We start from the raw sequence: 16,893 nt of genomic DNA, 5'->3' as shown, positions 1-16,893 counted from the left end.
AATAGTAAAGCGCATCAGCACTGACGCTGATGACCAACCCGTAAATCAGGATCAATGAGGAACAAGGCGATGGCAAACGGCCAGCAGGGGAGTGTGCAGGGGGAGTATCAGAGTGGCGTGGATGCGGCTGAACTGACACTGGTGATCGGCAACAAGAACTATTCATCTTGGTCGCTGCGCCCCTGGTTTTTCCTGAAGATGACCGGTATTCCCTTTAACGAAGTGCAGTTGTCGCTGGGAACGGACTTCAGGCAGCAGGTCACGCAGTACTCTATGGCGGGGAAGGTGCCGGTATTGCTGCATGAAGGGCAGGCCATCTGGGATTCGCTGGCCATCGGGGAATACATTTCCGAAACCCTGCTGGCAGGCAAGGGCTGGCCAGACAGCCGTCATCAGCGCGCATGGGCCCGTTCTGTCGTCGCTGAGATGCATTCTGGTTATCCCAATCTGCGTCGTGACATGCCGATGAACTGCCGCCGTATTGTCAGTGGCTTCGAGCCCGGTGTCGCAGCTCAGCAGGATATCCGCCGTATTGTTGAAATCTGGCATGACTGCCGCAAAGCCCATCATGCTGAAGGCCCCTGGCTGTTTGGCCGCTTTACACTGGCTGATGCGATGTTTGCGCCGGTCGCATCGCGCTTTCACTCCTATCAGGTGCCGCTGGATGCGTTAGCTGCCGACTACGTGCAGACCGTGCTCAATACTCCGGCCTATCAGCAGTGGCTGGCGGCGGCGAGAGCCGAGGAAGAGGTGTTGGCGGCAGAAGAAGTGTAAGGGGATGATTATATGAGTTGACTGGCAGCAGGGTCATACGAACACCCTTTGCTGCCCTTCACCATTATGGTGCGGATATAACAGCCTTTTGATGGGGACATAGTTATACGCCTGCTGGGAACTTCTCTTGTATAAAAAACACACAGTGGGAAATTTGTTCAGCAACGTATGACCTATGACTCCTATTCATTCATCCTCGACGATTGCCGCCTCACACCATCAAGAAGCGGGTCCTGACGTCGTCAACCATACCCATCAGGGACGTATGGGGGGCGAGCAACTGGAGGTCAGTACTTCCAGAGCGCTACCAGCGCAGTTAAGCAATACCTCAACCGCCTTCACATTGCCGCCTCATAGTGCTGTGACAGTGGCCGCTGCCACCCCCGACGAACTTGATCCCGCCGCTGGTTCCAGCTCTTCGGATACGGCCTCTGCGGGGGGGATCAAGCAGCGTTTACTGGGTTTATTTCGTAAAACGGATCTGGCAGCTGCTGTTGGGCAGTTCAACAACCGGGCGTATCTGGCCAGCGAGCGCCAGCAGGCTCACCTTCCTGCTTTCAGGCAGAGTGTGCAGACGCTGCATGATGCCTGTCAGCAGCCGCAGATTCCGGCCGGGATACGCAAGGAAATCAGTTCGGTCACCACCGGCCTGATGCACAAGCTGGAGCGGATTGCCAAGGATAAGCCCATGGGCTATCGCACAGCCGCTACTATGTTGTTCAGTCTGGGCAACGTGGGTCTGGCTTTACTGCCTACCCTGACCGCGCACAAGAATAAGGACAATCAGTACTTTGCCCTGCTGGTGGCAGGCTACACCAAGACCCTGTGCATGCTGATGGGGATTGCGCTTAATCCTGCCGCCGACAAACGCTCCTTCGGTCTGCATATGCAGGAGCGTCATGTCCCCTATCTGCCTCCTAATCTGCCCTACGCCATCAGCGCCTTTAATGACAAGGCCAAGGCCTTTGAACATAACAGTCCCATTCTGTTCCATTCCATGGCAGCGAGTTTTACCGCCGCGGTATTTGTACTGTCATCTGCACCTCATCTGGTGAGCAAACCCCTGGGCGCCATCAGTGACAAGATTAAAAGTTTGTTTCATAAGCCGGATGCTCAGCCCGCAGAGCAACTGACAGCTGAAATGACAGTACACATCACTGCATTGCTGGATGCAGTAAAGATTCAGCACGGTGATTTTCAGCAGCGTCGACAACAGTTTGAGGGGGATGGCAAGGAGCTGAGTGATAGTCTGAGTCTGCAGTTGAGCGAAATTGATGCGGCCAGTGACAAGTTGTCCAGTGTCGCGCAACGTATTCTCGGGCAGGGCGCTGAGGGAGAGTCTCAGACACCGGCCAATAATCGTGATTTTGCCCAGAAAATGGCCTTTGTTGCCATTGCCGGGGCGGTCTGTCTGAGTTCAGCTGCCACCTATTATGATGAGCCAGCGGGTTTGGTGGACTTGGGGATGGATGCGGGACTCACCGTATTTGAACTGACCAAGACGGCAAGAAGCCCGAGTGAAAATGCCCAGCAGGCTGCCAGCAAGTTTGCCAGCTACTCCGGCTTGTCGCCACTGCTGCTGCCTTTCGGCATCATCAACAAAATCCCTGCCACTCACTTTACTGACAGCCTGCCGGGGCTGGTGGCTGGAACGGTCTTTCTGACCGCTTGCAATCTGACCTTACCGCGTCCGGGTGGGGAAGCCATTGCTAATGCGGTGGTCAAACTACTGCAAAATTTCAAGACTACGACAGAGCAACAGCCGGACGTGGAGCTGGGCGTTGTCGACTCCGGTCGTTTTACTGAACTTGAGGATGCTCCTGGCTCAGTGGCCAGCAGTGACTCTGACCAGGAAGAGTTTTTCGATGCGCAGGAACAGTTTGCTAGCACAGAGCCACCCGCAATCGAGCAGGCAGAGGTGTTTGCTGATGCTTTGGGAAGTCCGCAACATTCGCCGCACGCTGAGCAGCGCGAGACAACCAGGGAGCCGCGCTCATGAGTCAGCCGCAACCGCTCTTCAGCAATCTGCTTGCCCAGATAATGGAGCGTCTGGGTATTCAGGATTTTGACCGGCAGGCAATCTGTTTCCGTTTTACCTTCGCTGCTGAACCGGCCCTCTTTCTGTGTCAGCGCGACAATGGCTGGGCGGAGCTGCAGTGCAGTGCAGCACACCTTACGGCACTGCAGGCACCACAAGTGGCACTATCGCTACTGGAGTTGCAGGGGCGTCAAGGGGGGCCGCTATTTGTCATTGCTTGCGAACGAGACAGTGGTGTCGTTCGCGTCATGTATCGTTTTTGTCTGGCGGGCAGTCAGGTTCATGAGGTGATCGACCTTATTCAGGTCATGCGTAGCTTTGTCAGCCAGGTGTGTGCTGTGGTTGCGCAGCAGCCTTCACCACATTCACGCAGTATTGCAGCAGAAGGAAACCCGGAGTCTTTCCGGCTTAATCCGTTACTGCGCTTGCAGAATCGTTAGGGGCCAGATCCATCCCTGACTAGTCCCGCATAGTCAGGGATGGTGGATACCGTCACCCGTCCTAACTACAGGCGTTAGAAGGCGAGTCAGCTGCAAGGCTCCGTGCTGAAATCAGTGTGACCCCTGTCAAACCAGCATCGCCATTGCATTTCTGCCTTTTGTATTTGCCATGCACCTTGCTGAAAAGTGAAGGTGAGCCGATGCCGATAGCCTGCGACAGAATCATCTTCCGGAATGCCATCTTCGGTAATGATAGCGACGTATTTGGCTAAATCGTCGTCGGGATGTTGAAGGGCGATGGTGTGATTTTTGAAGTTAAATCTGTCACCAAAAAAAACGTCAGCCAGAGCGGCAACAATAATGCCATTATCAGCCCCCCCGGACTGGCGCTGGCTGGCTTGAGTGAGGCTGCTCTCCATTTCCTTCGTTTCTTTTTCTCCCAGTGGTATGTACGTGTCGGGATCGTTTTGGAAAAAATGCCAGCCCAGTACGACCGCAGTGAGTGCGAGTCCCGTAACGAGTGACGCAAGCTTAGTGTGACGCATACTCAGAACACTCCAGACATACCTAATGTTTCGCGTAGCCGCATCACTACGGGAACCATGGCGTCGCCTGGACAACGTGTGGGTATGCCTCTTCTGACAGGGACCTCCCTGTGCATCAATTCACTCCTTGATTGATTTGGTACTTCTTGGGTGACGTTTTGTCTTAGTAAAAAATCCGTCGCTCACGTCCGCGGAACAGGCGGAAAAGCAGATAGAGTGCGGCTGGCACCGACAGATACCAGAACTGGCGCAGCAGGCTGATCACCATCGCCACACTGTCGGGCATTTCGCTGAGCAGAGCGGTGTTCTCTGCCGCTGTGCGGGGAGCTGGCTGAAGTGGCAGATCAGCCGGCAGACTGGCTACTTTCGCTGTTGGCGGCAGGGTATCCGCCGTGCTGCTGTCTGGCAGGAAATGCACCATGTCCAGCAGCGGTGGCAGTTGTTGACTGATAGCGGCGAGCTCGGTGACAGGTGCAACGATATTCATCACCAGTACGCCGTCCTGATGCTGCAGGCGGATATTGTAGTTCAGGGTATGTGTCGCCTTGCCGGGAAAGGCCAGCTCCTTGGCCCAGTAGAGAATATTGCGCTCAGCGTCGAAGTGCGGAGGAACAGCCCAGCCAGTCAGCTGCGGGCCCTCTGTGTCTGATGGATCCGCTTTTAGTTCACTCTGCATCTGGCTGAGCAGGGCCTGATAATCCAGCTGTGCGGCAATCCGCGGGTTGATGGCATAGCCTGCCTCATAATGCAGCACGACAGCCCAGGCATCGGCATCAAAGGGACTGGCATCGCTGGGGAACAGCATGCCCAGAGCGCCACTACGGGCAGGGTTGCCCCAGACCTCGGTCAGTACTCGTTCACTGTCGTGGGCATCGAGAAAGTAGAAACCGCTGGGGATGGTCAGCTCAGCATGAGCCGTGGGTAGTGTCTGTACACCGGACTTACGCTGCAGCGACTGCCAGAACTGCTGGGCCCAGGCGATAATGCGGTCGCGCGCCTGTTGATCAGTAGTCTGCTGCGTATCCGCTGATGCCAGTAATGGCACACAGCAGCACAACAGTAACAGCAGCCAGCGACGTGCGGTGTTCATCCTACGCTCCTTGCAGTACAGCCAGCATAAGAGGAACACTTAATCGATACACTGCCGGCGAGAGTGCCAAGGATCATACCCGGCCAAAGCGGAAATTCAATCAACAGACCGGATATGGCCAGTCAGCACTGGCCATATCGGTAGGAGACAGGCTCAGCCCTGTGGGCGGCACCCCTGGAACATGTCCAGTTGGGCGTCGTACACGCTGGTCTGAATATCGAGCATGCCCAGCACGGAGTGGAAGATGTTGTCCTGCGAGAAGGGCTGATGTTCTTTGCCAGCCAGACAGTCAGAGTTGATGTCATAGGTCTGCTCAAAGCCTTTCGACAGCCAGTAGAAGAACGATACGTGCTTCTGCTCTTGCGGAGCGATCATGTAAGGCATGCCATGCAGGTAAACATGGTTCTCACCCAGCGATTCGCCGTGATCGGCCACGTACAGCATGGCGGTGTTGTACTGATCACTGTGCTGCTTCAGCCATTCGATCACATTGTTGAGGAAGTAATCGGTATAGCGAATGGTGTTGTCATAGGTATTGACCAGTGACTCCAGACTGCAGTCCTGCAGCTGATTGGTTTTGCATTCGGGCTGATAGAAAGCCATGTCCTGCGGATAGCGATGGTAGTAGTCGGGGCCATGGCTGCCGTGCTGGTGCAGGACCACGAACATGTCACCGTTGGGTTTGGGCAGGACAGTGTCGATGTTGTGCAGCAGAACCTGATCGAAACACTCTTCGCTGTTGCAGTCTTCAGCCACGTTTGCCTTGGACATGTCTTCATAGCTGACGCGATCACAGGCGCCTTTGCAGCCTGAGTTATTGTCGCGCCACAGTACGGCATAACCCGCGTGATTCAGAACATCCAGCAGACCCTGCTGCGATTTGGCCTTCCGGTCGTCATAGTGCTGGCGATCCAGCAGCGAGAACATACAGGGCACGGAGACGGCTGTGGCGGTGCCGCAGGAGGTGAACTGCGTAAAGTTGAATACATCCTGCTTTGCCAGCAGCGGGGTGGTGTTGCGTTCGTAACCGTTGAGGCCGAAATGATCGGCACGACCGGTTTCGCCGACCACAAAGACCGTCAGCGTGGGCTTATGTTTGGCCAGTGCCAGTGCACCGGGTCGGGCATCTTCACCGATGGCCTTGACCACAATCGGGCCTTCCTTGTCTTTGACCGCAAAGGATACACCGGCATAGATGTAGCTCAGCGGCACGGCCATCTGCCGCACATTCTTGTTATTGCGGAAGAATGAGGCGTAATCCTGTGACAGGGCGAACAGCATCGCCGCAATTACCAGCAGGCTGGCAATGATGGCCAGCAACCTGACCAGCAGTTCGCGATGCCAGCGGCGATAGCTGATGCTGACCTTCCACACCAGCAGGCAGGGAACCACGCCCAGAAACAGCAGATACATGACCAGACGCGGGCTGAACAGCGCTGCAGCCTCGGCCGGGTCGGTTTCCACGACATTCTGTACCATGACGCTGTCGATGGCGATGCCGTAGGTATTCATGAAGTAGGAGGCTGCTGCACCGCTCAGCAGCACAGCGATGGCGATGGGCTTGAGCAGGTAAGGTACGGCGATCAGGTTGAGCAGAATAAACATCAGTAGCCCCAGCAACGCGCCGACGCTGAGGGTAAAGGCGCCACCGCGCAGGGTCAGCGGGTCAATGACCTGACCGAGGGCATGAAAGAATGCCGGGTTATAGGCCAGGACCAGCAGGGCAGAGAACAGCAGACAGAAGCGCACACTGCTGATCTGCCAGCGCTGACGGGAAGCTGTGCTGTTCATGGCGGTGGAAGTAGATAGCTGACTCATGAAGAAACCTTGATACCGGTTTCAGCCGCGTAGGCAGAAGGAGTGGAAGTGAAAACAGGTGAGCTGTTCGCAACGCCGCTGCTCAGGCTCAGCTTGTAGCTGCGGTACATGACCAGCCGGAACCAAACCAGTGCGGTAAACCAGCTGATAGCGAAGGTCCAGACATCATGGGAGATGAAGTGGGCACCACGCAGCTGCTGGGAAATGCCAAATACCACGCCCATAGTCACAGCCAGCATCAGCCCCATCCAGCGCCAGCCAGAGTGGCGATAGAGTCCGACAAAATACAATGCCAGCCAGGCGTAGCCCGCACTGGCATGGCCAGCAGGAAAGCAGCGACCGCTGTCGTTGTGGAGGAACTGATCGAGTTCACTCATGAACGGCAGATTGCCGCCATAGCGATTGAAGTCCCACGGGCAGGCAATATGGGTCAGCGACTTGGCGCTGACAATCAGTAACGAGCTGGTGGCGGCAGCCAGCAGCAGAAAGGTCAGCGGACGGCGCCAGTGACCTAATGCCGGCCTCACCCAGCTGGTTGCCAGCATCAGCAATGTCACCACGGCAATAGCAATCGAAAGATTCTTGCCGCCTTTGTGAATCAGGGTGGTGGTGAGCCAGCTATCCTTCAGTGCCCACTGATGGCCTTCCGCCCAGTACAGTGCATCTGCTACAACCCGGTCGAGGTGGAAAACGCTAATGATCAGTACCGCCAGTGCAAAAGCCAGCAGCGGATAAAACAGGTGATTGACCCAGAACTTCTGCATCGACAGATGAGCGGGTGGCTGAGGAGAGGAAGAACGATTGGCACAACGGCGTAATAACGAGGGGGGAGCATCGTTTACAGCAGGATGCATAACCAGACTCCGACAGCGGCCATAAGAGTAACCAGAACGGCAGCCGAACCCATGTCTTTGGCCTGACCGCTCAGGGGGTGCATTTCGTGACCGATACGGTCAACCACCGCCTCAATGGCAGAGTTCAGTAACTCCACCACCAGCACAGCAAAAACGCTGACAATCAGCAGAGCACGTTCCAGCGCAGTAACATGGAGCAGGCAGGCAACGGGGATCAGCACCAGCAGGGCCATGCATTCCTGGCGAATGGCCGCCTCATGGTGCCAGGCCAGCTTCAGGCCTTGCCAGGAGTAGATAGAGGCATGTATCAGGCGTGACATACCTTGCCGTTGTGGCTTCATGGGCACTTAACTCTGACAGCAAATTATAAGAAGAATGGTCGCAGAGGCTATCTGCTGAACCTTAAGACAAACTTAAGAAAACTGAGATAGTGCTGAAATAAAACTGACACAGATACAAATAGTCGTGATTTCTTGGATTGTCTAGTGGGCTTAGGTGCAGTGGTGTGCCAGAGAAAATTCAGGCAGTAGCTGTCGTTGCCGGGCCAGTGCTATCAAAATGTGCGTGGGCAGACCTGGCACCTGAAGACCGGTAAGGCATAGCCTGCTGGCTGCAGATCAGTCAGATCTGAGGTATGGAAAAGGGCCGTGCTGTACGGCCCTGTGCTGTTTATTTATTGCTTTCCTCAAACTGCAGCAGGGGCTGCTGCTGTGCGTCCAGCAGAGTCAGGGTGTGCCCGCTTATTTGCCAGCCCCGAACCTGTTCCAGAGCTTGTATATAGTGACTTTCCAGCGCCATGCCCTGCATGCAGGCCATGCGCGTGCTGATCAGCGGGCCCAGATGCAGCTGGCGGGCAGTCAGCTGATACTGACCCGCCAGCAGGTTACAGCCACTGAAACCCGTAACACGTTGCTGTTCCGGGCTGAGCTGCAGGTACGGCTCACGCATCCGGGTATCGGGCTGCACGGGGTCAGTGCCCAGCTGTGTGAGTTTCCAGTAGGTATTTTCCAGTGGCTGATCGGGGGTGGAGCTCTGTGGACGAGGAATGCAGGCGGCGAGCAGCAGGCTGCTGCCAAGCAGAAACGTATGCAGGAGGCGGGACATCGGGCAGTCCTTGGTGTGAGGGACTGCCCGCTGCTGTTAGCCGTAGTAAACGTCTGCTCAGGCAATCCGCATGGATTGATGTGCAGTCAGTATAACGGCAATACTTTTTGATGTTGGGGTGCGGCTGAAATCACCCACGCTGTTGAGCGGAACCAGCGGATTGGTTTCCGGATAGTAGGCGGCGACATTGCCTGCAGGAATATCGTAGGGAACCAGCTTGAAGCCCTCGACCTGACGCTGGATGTTATCACCCCACAGTGAGCGAATGCTGACTTCCTGGCCGGCGTGAAGACTCAGTCGCTCCATATCTGCCGGATTGATAAAGACCACCTTGCGCTCGCCCCTGATACCCCGGTAACGGTCATTCAGGCCGTAGATGGTGGTGTTGTACTGATCATGTGAACGCAGAGTCTGCATGATCAGGGTCTGGCTGTTCAGCTGGCTGGCCACCTCTTCCGGCAGGATATGTGCCGGCAGTGAGTGACAATGGGCAATGGCCTTGCTGGTCGGGGTTTGCCACTGCCGTTCACGGGCACTGTTGCCCAGATAGAAGCCACCGGGCTGATCAATTTTGCGATTGAACTCGCTGAAGCCCGGGATAACGTCAGCGATCAGGTCGCGAATGTGATCGTAGTCGGCCGCCAGGGCAGACCAGTCAACGGGCTGTTTGCCCAGCGTGGCCTCGGCCATCGCGGCAATGATGGCGGGTTCTGACCTGATCTCGGCAGACAGCGGCTCCAGCACACCACCGGAGGCATGGACCATGCTGAATGAGTCTTCCACTGTGACCCGTTGAGGGCCGCTGGCCTGCATATCAATGTCCGTGCGACCCATGCAGGGCAGGATCAGTGCCTGTTTACCGGTCACCAGATGAGAGCGGTTAAGCTTGGTGCTGATCTGGACCGTCAGCTCACAACGGCGTAATGCCTGTTCCGTCAGCGCGGTATCCGGAGTGGCGGCAGCGAAGTTGCCCCCCAGACCAATAAACACCTTACTGCTGCCTTCCAGCATGGCCTGAATGGTTTCTACGGTGGCATGGCCATGGTGACGCGGCACCTTGATATCAAAGCGGCGCTCAAGGTTGTTGATAAAGACTTCCGATGGGCGCTCATTGATGCCCATGGTGCGGTCACCCTGCACATTACTGTGGCCGCGTACTGGGCAGGCTCCCGCGCCGTGCTTGCCGATATTGCCACGCAGTAGTAACAGATTGACGATCTCATGCACGGTGGGGACCGAATGGCGGTGCTGGGTGACGCCCATCGCCCAGGTGCAGATCACCCGGTCGGCCCGGGCATACACCTGCGCTGCCGCAGTTATCTCCTCACGGCTCAGTCCAGACTGTTCGATGATGTGTTGCCACGGGGTGGCTGCCACTTCTGCCAGATACGCCGCCATGCCGTCAGTATGCTCAGCGATAAAAGCATGGTCGAAAATCGCCTCGCCGCGTTGCTGGGCGGCTTCCTCCAGCTCGATCAGGACCTTGACCATGCCTCGTACGGCGGCCATGTCACCGCCAATTTTGGGGGTGTAGTAGGCCGTATTCATGCGGGTGTAGCCGTTACTCAGCATTTCCACCGGGTTTTGAGGGTGGGTGAAACGCTCCAGTCCGCGCTCTTTGAGGTTGTTGAAACACACCACCTGAGCACCACGCTTGATCACTTCACGCAGTGTATCGAGCATACGTGGGTGATTGGTGCCGGGGTTTTGGCCAAATACAAAGACTGCGTCGGCCTGCTCGAAATCTTCAATCTCTACCGTGCCTTTGCCCACACCAATGCTGCTGGTCAGGCCATAGCCGCTGGCTTCGTGGCACATATTGGAGCAGTCGGGGAAGTTGTTGGTGCCGTAGGCACGGGCAAACAACTGATAGAGGAACGCGGCTTCGTTGCTGGCACGGCCTGAGGTGTAGAACTCCGCCTGGTCGGCATGGTCCAGGCCTTTGAGCGTCTCAGCAATCAGTGCGAAAGCATCATTCCAACTGATGGGAAGATAGTGATCACTGACCGGGTCGTAGCGCATGGGCTCAGTCAGACGGCCCTGATACTCAAGAAAATAGTCGCTCTGCTGATAGAGCCAGCTGACGCTGTAACGCGCAAAAAAGGCCGCATCGACCCTCTTGCTGGTGGCTTCCCAGTTCACCGCTTTGGCGCCGTTCTCGCAGAAACGGATCATGCTCGGATCATGTTTTTCACCCCAGGCACAGCCGGGGCAGTCAAAACCGTGGGGCTGGTTGGTCTTCAGCATGGTTTTGACGTTACGGGTGGAGTTGCGACTTTGCAGCCAGTGGCGGGTGGTGGCCTTCAGCGCTCCCCATCCTCCGGCAGAACCCTGGTAGGGATGGTAATACGTTTCAATAGTACTGCTGGCGCTGGGAACCTGATCTGATTTTGACTGATTCATCTCGATTTCTTGGTCGCAGGATTCATCCGGCTTGCTGTGCGGATGGAGAACAAACTTCTGGGTGACTGGTTTCAGGGTGGCTCGCATATATCCTGGGACTGCCCTGGCGGGGCAGATGGATAAGGTTGAGGCCATGGTGACGTGCCAGATCGACTGCCAGCTGGCTGGGTGAGGCCAGATTGACCAGCGTGGATACGCCGGCACGCACGGCTTTCTGGATCAGCTCCATGCTGCAGCGGCTGCTCATGACCACAATATGATCATAGAGCGCCAGACGCTGGCGCAGCGCATGCCCCAATAGTTTATCGAGGGCATTGTGGCGGCCGATATCTTCGCGGCTTGCCAGTACGTTACCGGCACGATCCAGCAGCATGGCGGCATGAATGGCGCCCGCACGATTACCCAGCGGCTGGTGTTGTTGCAGACGGTCACGCAAACCGGGGAAGAGTTCGGCGGGTGGCAGAGGGCATGAACGGAGGCGGGGTAAATCTGGCAGGGCTTCCTGCAGGGAGTCAATACCACACAGGCCACAGCCGGTAGCGCCCCGCAGACGCTGACGGCCCTGTTTGAAGCGTGACAGCAGTCTCGGGCTGAGGGTGAGATCAGCGTGCCAGCGCTGGTCATCAATTTGGGTAATGTCCCAATCACGCACTTCGTCTGCCCGCTCGATAATGCCTTCGCTGCGGCTGAAGCCGAACAGGAAGTCATCTATATCCACGGGGGTAATCATCATGACGCTGTGGCTGAGGCCGTTGTAGCTGATGGCTAATGCCACTTCTTCAATCAGTTCGGCAGAGTCCGCACGGGTTTGCGTCAGGGTATGGAATTCGTATCGTGCTATTCCATCGGGAGAAGGGGGGCTGTCGTGGAGTTCGAACACTGTGGTCATCGCTGAGTCCCGCTGCCAGCTAATCGGTACTGACCGATGCAAAAACACGATATGTGCTTCCAGCTAGCGTGTCGGCCAGACTACTCCTTGCAGGCTGAGGCGTCCAATTGCCAGTGTCGATGGAGTGATAGACAGGCTCGATGAGCGAATTGCGGGGATGTAAATATACAGCGCTGATGGCTGTATCAATCGCATTCAGGATGCAAAAGGTCTTGGGAGCCAGCTGCTCGGTCAATAAAAAAGGGCGAACAGACCAGGTCGTGTTCGCCCTAAAAGTGTTGAGCATTCGTTGGTTACCCTGGCTGACTACATATCCAGCATCAGGCGGAAGCCGCTGGAATGATTGTCGTACCAGTAGTAATCGCCACCATGGCGATAATAAGGTACACCGCCGATCATCACCTTTACCGAGCCACCAGGCAGACTGAACTGCACAGCGCCGAAAGGGGCAGGAACCACTTCATAATAGTCCCGCTGCGGACGGTAGTAGACGTCGTTATACACGTAGTAAGTCCGGTCACGAACAATAACTCTGCGTGCATGACGGGGTATTTCCCGAATCACGGTTACCCGTTCTGGACCACGATAACGGTCGTGACGGTTGCCCCAGCCATTGCCGCGGTCGTGCCAATCATGGTCGTTACGCCAACCATGATCATTGTGCTTGCCGTGGTCACGGTTACCGTCGCGGTCATAATTTTGGTTATAACCGTCTTCCTGCCAGTACCGACCGTGGTCACGGTCAGCGTAGGCAACACCGGTGCCCGCTGCCAACAGCAGCACCCCCGTCAAAATGCTGGTACCAAGGGGTTTAAGCAACTTCATGGTTTGATCTCCTGAGGACTGCCATCCCGTTGATGTGAAGATCAACAACGCCACCCACTTTGTATGCTGTTTTTCCCTGTTTACTACAAGCCAACCGGCTGGTTGACCTTGAGCAGCACTATATTGCTGCCGGAGAGGGGCGAGCCCCTCAGTGAACTCAATCAGGCCAGTACAGGCAGATTGATACAGAAACGTGTACCACCCAGATGGGATTCCTGCTCCTCGATGCGGCCATGATGGGCCTCAACAACTTCGAACAGGTCACTCAGTGGACGCAGGTCGTTCAGGGCACGATCCTGATCCAGTGTCAGCTGTAGCTGATTGTCCTGAATATCCATCTTCACCAGAACGTAGAATTTGGCAGCTTCGATGCTGACGCGCATCATATTGAGCAGACTGCGGCCGAGTGCTGTCTTGTCGAATACTGCAGCGACTGAGTTTTCGGGGAAGCTGACAGACAGCATCTTGTCGGTCTCAGCATGCAGAGGCAGCGTCAGTTGCTGTAACCAGCCGCTGAAGTTCTCTACCATGCGTAAAGGTTGACTGATCGCTCGCTGAGTCAGGGTGGGGATCACCCTGATGCTGTTGCTGAACTGCTCGGGGATAACGTTAAGCAGCAGAGAGCTGGCCATGGGCGCAACGACAGCTGGCTTGACAGTGTTCCGTGGGTTGTATGTGGCAGTCATGATATCCACCCTTCCTCTGTAATCTTTAATTCAGTGTGTCGCTGATACCAGTCGGCTCTTCTCGCATTGGGTGATGTCCTTGTGCCCTGTTGTTCCGGGCAGGTCATCATCGGCAATGGGGGCCACGATACTGGCAATGACAAAATTGGTGATAATGTCGAGAAACTGCTCCAGTGAGACATCGGAGTCAGGTATCTCCTGATATTCGTTACGCCAGATCTTGCCCATGGCGCCGTCGAATATGGCGTGGATGGGCAGAATCAGCTGCTCAACAGGGCGCTGTGGTATCTGACCACTACGCATGCCCTGCAGAAGCACATCGGCAAAAAAACCAAAGAAAGCACTGTCCAGCTCCTCGCCACGCACACGTAATGGATCGGGCAGGCGCTGGATGAAACTGTTGCAGCGACAGGCATAACTCACTCGGGCCGCTGCTGGATGGGCCAGATAATGATCGAAGGCCCGTCTGATCATGTCCCTGATCAGGCTCAGGGTGTTGGCGTTAGGTAACGCCTGCTCAAAGGTCTCCAGTAAACCTTGATGAAAGTCGAGCATGATGCGCCCGCACAGTTCTTCTTTACTGGCAAAGTGTTTGTAAACAGTGCCTTTGGCAATCTGAGCTTCGCTGGCGATGTCCGCCACGGTCACCTGCTGCCACTGGTCCTGATCGAACAGCTTCAGTGCAGCGCAGATGATGGCACCTTCGCGTTCCTGAAACTGACGTTGCTTGAGGCTTGGAGCAGTCATAAATGCTTTCGCTGTTATTCTGTGAACTTTTGGTCATTTTATGACTGCTGGTCACGAAATGAAAGTGCGGACTGTTTTCTATTTGCAACGCTGCGTGATGCAACCTTTACCAGAGGTTGCATCGGCAGTGACAAAGCAGGCGATTCCCTTGGTCATAGTTGGCGCGCCGTTAAGCCCGAAAACGGGCTTGTGCACTATTTTGGTGTGAACATTTGGCCGATGGGCTATATAAAGAAGCGGTTGTCTGTGAATTTGCAGGAAATTGACCAGTTGGCCAGTTTTTTGCTACCAGAGGGGTTACCTGTTGTCTGACTCTGCAACACTTTACTGTGTGCTGCTAAATGCGTTGCATCACGCAATGGCAGGCGCGGTAAAAAGATACTCAGGCACCGTTTTGAAGCAATTTATTCGCTAGTGACCGGGCACTCCTGCTCCGGCTCCCTCCAATAAGAGACGAGAGATCTGATTGATGAAACTCAAACTGAAGCAGTTGCTGGCAGGTCTGGGACTGATGACCTGTGCTGTGATGGCCCAGGCAGAAGAACCCTTGAAAGTAGGCTTTGTGTATGTTGGCCCGGTGGGTGATCTGGGGTGGAGCTACGAGCACGACCAGGGTCGTCAGGAAATGGAGAAATACTTCAACGGCAAGGTAAAAACCACCTACGTTGAAAACGTTCCTGAAGGCGCTGATGCTGAGCGTGTTATCACTCAGCTGGCCAAAGATGGAAACAAGGTGATCTTCACCACCTCCTTTGGTTTTATGAATGCGACTTACAAGGTGGCGAAGAAATTCCCCAACGTCATTTTTGAACATGCTACCGGTTACAAACGCCTGCCTAACATGGGCACCTACGTGTTGCGTACCTATGAAGGTCGCTACGTCTCTGGCGTTGCAGCAGGCATGCTGACCAAGTCCAACACCATTGGTTATATCGGTGCTTTCCCCATTCCTGAAGTGATCCGTGACATTGATGCGGTCTACATGGGCGCCAAGAGCGTTAACCCCAACGTCAAGCTGAAGATCGTCTGGGCTAACACCTGGTACGATCCCGGTAAAGAAGCTGACGCGGCCAATGCTCTGATGGATCAGGGTGTCGACGTGCTGATTCAGCACACTGACAGCCCTGCTCCGCTGATCGCTGCAGAGAAGCGTGGTGGCGTACGTGCTATCGGTCAGGCGTCAGACATGTCCAAGTTTGCACCCAATGCTCATGTTTACTCTGTGCGTGACCACTGGGCTCCTTACTACATCAAGGTTGTACAGTCTGTCATGGATGGTACCTACAAGCCTCAGGATTACTGGGGTGGCTTCCACGAAGACGTGCTGCAGCTGGCGTCCATCAACGACAACCTGCCTGCTGACGTGAAACAGGCTATCAATGATACCTATGCCAAGATCAAATCAGGCGAGCTGAAACCCTTTACCGGCCCGATCAAGGACAACACTGGTAAGGAAGTGGTTGCCGCAGGTCATGCTCTGACTGATGAAGAGCTGGCGCAGGTCAACTGGTATGTTGAAGGCATCGACGACAAGATCCCGCAATAACCCATTGCACCCATGCAATACACGAAAGGCTCCTGCGGGAGCCTTTCGTTTACATGCTTATCCTCTCACTGAGGATGCAGACAGGAAATTAACCATGAGCAGTATTCCGCTGATAGATATCTCCCCCCTGGCGCTGGAAGACCGTCAGGCCTGGCAGCCCGTCATTGACGCTATCGATACCGCCTGTCGCGACCGTGGCTTCTTCTACGTCACCGGTCACGGTGTCGATCCGGTTCTGGTACAGCAGGTATTTGACATGTCGGCGCGTTTCTTCGCCTTGCCGGATACCGACAAGCGCGCCATCGATATTACCCAGAGCCCCAACCATCGTGGTTATGGCTCCATCGGTGCTGAGCAGCTGGAGGAAGGCAGGCCAACAGACTGGAAGGAAACATTCGACATGGCGCTGAATTTGCCTGAGGAGCACGCCTATGTTGAGCGCTGCCCCAGCATGTATGGCCCCAATCGCTATCCGCAGCTGGAAGGATTTCAATCATTGATGGAGCGCTACTACGCTGAGCTGTTCCCCGTGGCGATGCGTATCCTCAAAGCGATGGCACTGGCACTTAAGATGCCAGAGGATTTCTTCAGTCAGTCGTTCTCCACCCATGTCACGGTGCTGCGGGTGATTCACTATCCACCCCGCCCCGAGCAGGTACATGACAATGGCGCAGGCGCCCACACCGACTACGGCTGCATCACCTTGCTGCGCCAGGATCAGATTGGTGGCTTGCAGGTACGCGGTGCTGATGGTCAGTGGATTGATGCCACCCCTATCGAAGACAGCTACGTGGTCAATATTGGTGACCTGATGCAGCACTGGACTAACGATATCTATCGCTCCACGGCTCATCGGGTAGTCAGCCCGCAGGCCGGAGTGCATCGCTATTCCAGCCCCTTCTTTGTGGAGCCTGACTTCGATACGCTGGTTACCACCTTACCCACATGCATCGATACGGAGCATCCATTGCGTTACCAGCCTGTTACCAGTGGTGACTGGATTCAGTCGCGGTTCAAGGCGACTTACAGCTATCGCAACAAGGAAACGAGCTAAACCGTTGATGTATAGCCAGTTACTTCAGGCTGACAGAGAAAGTAAGACGCCCTTTGGGTGAGTAAGTCGGCTGCTGGTAC

General features: G+C 55.4%; 16 protein-coding genes. 5 read left to right on the top strand and 11 right to left on the bottom strand.

Going from position 1 to position 16,893, the window contains the following annotated elements; all coding sequences use genetic code 11:
* Positions 1 to 69: 69 nt before the first annotated feature.
* The 3 genes from QCD60_RS07970 (at position 70) to QCD60_RS07960 (ending at position 3,252) form a co-directional block, all read left to right on the top strand.
* Positions 70 to 774, top strand: a complete 705-nt coding sequence (locus QCD60_RS07970; protein ID WP_279784034.1) for a glutathione S-transferase family protein — start codon at positions 70 to 72, stop codon at positions 772 to 774.
* Between the two features lie 175 nt (positions 775 to 949).
* Entirely contained in the window at positions 950 to 2,773 is a 1,824-nt protein-coding gene (locus tag QCD60_RS07965; protein ID WP_279784032.1) for a hypothetical protein, read from the top strand.
* Entirely contained in the window at positions 2,770 to 3,252 is a 483-nt protein-coding gene (locus QCD60_RS07960) for a type III secretion system chaperone (RefSeq protein ID WP_279784030.1), read from the top strand. The genes QCD60_RS07965 and QCD60_RS07960 overlap by 4 nt, the downstream gene beginning before the upstream one ends.
* Positions 3,253 to 3,338: 86 nt before the next feature.
* Here the strand turns inward: QCD60_RS07960 and QCD60_RS07955 are convergent, their stop codons facing one another.
* The 11 genes from QCD60_RS07955 to QCD60_RS07905 all read right to left on the bottom strand — a co-directional run bounded on the left by QCD60_RS07955 (position 3,339) and on the right by QCD60_RS07905 (position 14,213).
* Complete coding sequence (locus QCD60_RS07955) at positions 3,339 to 3,797, bottom strand: hypothetical protein (protein ID WP_279784028.1); 459 nt, start codon at positions 3,795 to 3,797, stop codon at positions 3,339 to 3,341.
* Positions 3,798 to 3,960: 163 nt separating this feature from the next.
* Positions 3,961 to 4,887, bottom strand: coding sequence for a DUF2167 domain-containing protein (locus QCD60_RS07950; RefSeq protein ID WP_279784026.1), 927 nt, complete (start codon positions 4,885 to 4,887; stop codon positions 3,961 to 3,963).
* 153 nt (positions 4,888 to 5,040) lie between these two features.
* Complete coding sequence (locus tag QCD60_RS07945) at positions 5,041 to 6,705, bottom strand: phosphoethanolamine--lipid A transferase (RefSeq protein ID WP_279784024.1); 1,665 nt, start codon at positions 6,703 to 6,705, stop codon at positions 5,041 to 5,043.
* Complete coding sequence (locus tag QCD60_RS07940) at positions 6,702 to 7,559, bottom strand: phosphatase PAP2 family protein (RefSeq protein WP_279784022.1); 858 nt, start codon at positions 7,557 to 7,559, stop codon at positions 6,702 to 6,704. The genes QCD60_RS07945 and QCD60_RS07940 overlap by 4 nt, the downstream gene beginning before the upstream one ends.
* Positions 7,544 to 7,900 (bottom strand): diacylglycerol kinase, encoded by a 357-nt coding sequence (locus QCD60_RS07935; RefSeq protein ID WP_279784020.1) that lies wholly within the window; start codon positions 7,898 to 7,900, stop codon positions 7,544 to 7,546. The genes QCD60_RS07940 and QCD60_RS07935 overlap by 16 nt, the downstream gene beginning before the upstream one ends.
* A 328-nt stretch (positions 7,901 to 8,228) precedes the next feature.
* Positions 8,229 to 8,663, bottom strand: coding sequence for an META domain-containing protein (locus QCD60_RS07930; RefSeq protein ID WP_279784018.1), 435 nt, complete (start codon positions 8,661 to 8,663; stop codon positions 8,229 to 8,231).
* 57 nt (positions 8,664 to 8,720) lie between these two features.
* On the bottom strand, positions 8,721 to 11,066 hold the full coding sequence (locus QCD60_RS07925; RefSeq protein WP_279784016.1) for an FdhF/YdeP family oxidoreductase: 2,346 nt from the start codon (positions 11,064 to 11,066) through the stop codon (positions 8,721 to 8,723).
* 22 nt (positions 11,067 to 11,088) lie between these two features.
* The gene (gene fdhD, locus QCD60_RS07920) at positions 11,089 to 11,955 is read right to left on the bottom strand and encodes a formate dehydrogenase accessory sulfurtransferase FdhD (protein ID WP_279784013.1); all 867 of its coding nucleotides are present in this window, start codon (positions 11,953 to 11,955) and stop codon (positions 11,089 to 11,091) included.
* Between the two features lie 306 nt (positions 11,956 to 12,261).
* A complete protein-coding gene (locus QCD60_RS07915; protein WP_279784011.1) occupies positions 12,262 to 12,780 on the bottom strand; it encodes a DUF6515 family protein in 519 nt (172 codons plus the stop codon).
* A gap of 161 nt (positions 12,781 to 12,941) precedes the next feature.
* Complete coding sequence (locus tag QCD60_RS07910; RefSeq protein ID WP_279784009.1) at positions 12,942 to 13,466, bottom strand: hypothetical protein; 525 nt, start codon at positions 13,464 to 13,466, stop codon at positions 12,942 to 12,944.
* 30 nt (positions 13,467 to 13,496) lie between these two features.
* Entirely contained in the window at positions 13,497 to 14,213 is a 717-nt protein-coding gene (locus QCD60_RS07905; protein WP_104156152.1) for a TetR/AcrR family transcriptional regulator, read from the bottom strand.
* Positions 14,214 to 14,682: 469 nt separating this feature from the next.
* Between QCD60_RS07905 and QCD60_RS07900 the strand changes: the two genes are divergently transcribed.
* Positions 14,683 to 15,759 (top strand): BMP family ABC transporter substrate-binding protein, encoded by a 1,077-nt coding sequence (locus QCD60_RS07900; RefSeq protein WP_110186007.1) that lies wholly within the window; start codon positions 14,683 to 14,685, stop codon positions 15,757 to 15,759.
* 94 nt (positions 15,760 to 15,853) lie between these two features.
* Positions 15,854 to 16,813 (top strand): 2-oxoglutarate and iron-dependent oxygenase domain-containing protein, encoded by a 960-nt coding sequence (locus QCD60_RS07895; protein WP_279784005.1) that lies wholly within the window; start codon positions 15,854 to 15,856, stop codon positions 16,811 to 16,813.
* The last annotated feature ends 80 nt before the right edge of the window (positions 16,814 to 16,893 follow it).

Source organism: Pokkaliibacter sp. MBI-7 (genome assembly GCF_029846635.1).
Lineage (GTDB): Bacteria > Pseudomonadota > Gammaproteobacteria > Pseudomonadales > Balneatricaceae > Pokkaliibacter.
This window is presented reverse-complemented; position numbering and strand designations above follow the sequence as displayed.

Excerpts from the sequence above, each read along its gene's own strand:
- QCD60_RS07970 (WP_279784034.1), top strand. The coding sequence starts at position 70 with ATGGCAAACGGCCAGCAGGGGAGTGTGCAGGGGGAGTATCAGAGTGGC.
- QCD60_RS07965 (WP_279784032.1), top strand. The coding sequence starts at position 950 with ATGACTCCTATTCATTCATCCTCGACGATTGCCGCCTCACACCATCAA.
- QCD60_RS07960 (WP_279784030.1), top strand. The coding sequence starts at position 2,770 with ATGAGTCAGCCGCAACCGCTCTTCAGCAATCTGCTTGCCCAGATAATG.
- QCD60_RS07955 (WP_279784028.1), bottom strand. The coding sequence starts at position 3,797 with ATGCGTCACACTAAGCTTGCGTCACTCGTTACGGGACTCGCACTCACT.
- QCD60_RS07950 (WP_279784026.1), bottom strand. The coding sequence starts at position 4,887 with ATGAACACCGCACGTCGCTGGCTGCTGTTACTGTTGTGCTGCTGTGTG.
- QCD60_RS07945 (WP_279784024.1), bottom strand. The coding sequence starts at position 6,705 with ATGAGTCAGCTATCTACTTCCACCGCCATGAACAGCACAGCTTCCCGT.
- QCD60_RS07940 (WP_279784022.1), bottom strand. The coding sequence starts at position 7,559 with ATGCATCCTGCTGTAAACGATGCTCCCCCCTCGTTATTACGCCGTTGT.
- QCD60_RS07935 (WP_279784020.1), bottom strand. The coding sequence starts at position 7,900 with ATGAAGCCACAACGGCAAGGTATGTCACGCCTGATACATGCCTCTATC.
- QCD60_RS07930 (WP_279784018.1), bottom strand. The coding sequence starts at position 8,663 with ATGTCCCGCCTCCTGCATACGTTTCTGCTTGGCAGCAGCCTGCTGCTC.
- QCD60_RS07925 (WP_279784016.1), bottom strand. The coding sequence starts at position 11,066 with ATGAATCAGTCAAAATCAGATCAGGTTCCCAGCGCCAGCAGTACTATT.
- fdhD (WP_279784013.1), bottom strand. The coding sequence starts at position 11,955 with ATGACCACAGTGTTCGAACTCCACGACAGCCCCCCTTCTCCCGATGGA.
- QCD60_RS07915 (WP_279784011.1), bottom strand. The coding sequence starts at position 12,780 with ATGAAGTTGCTTAAACCCCTTGGTACCAGCATTTTGACGGGGGTGCTG.
- QCD60_RS07910 (WP_279784009.1), bottom strand. The coding sequence starts at position 13,466 with ATGACTGCCACATACAACCCACGGAACACTGTCAAGCCAGCTGTCGTT.
- QCD60_RS07905 (WP_104156152.1), bottom strand. The coding sequence starts at position 14,213 with ATGACTGCTCCAAGCCTCAAGCAACGTCAGTTTCAGGAACGCGAAGGT.
- QCD60_RS07900 (WP_110186007.1), top strand. The coding sequence starts at position 14,683 with ATGAAACTCAAACTGAAGCAGTTGCTGGCAGGTCTGGGACTGATGACC.
- QCD60_RS07895 (WP_279784005.1), top strand. The coding sequence starts at position 15,854 with ATGAGCAGTATTCCGCTGATAGATATCTCCCCCCTGGCGCTGGAAGAC.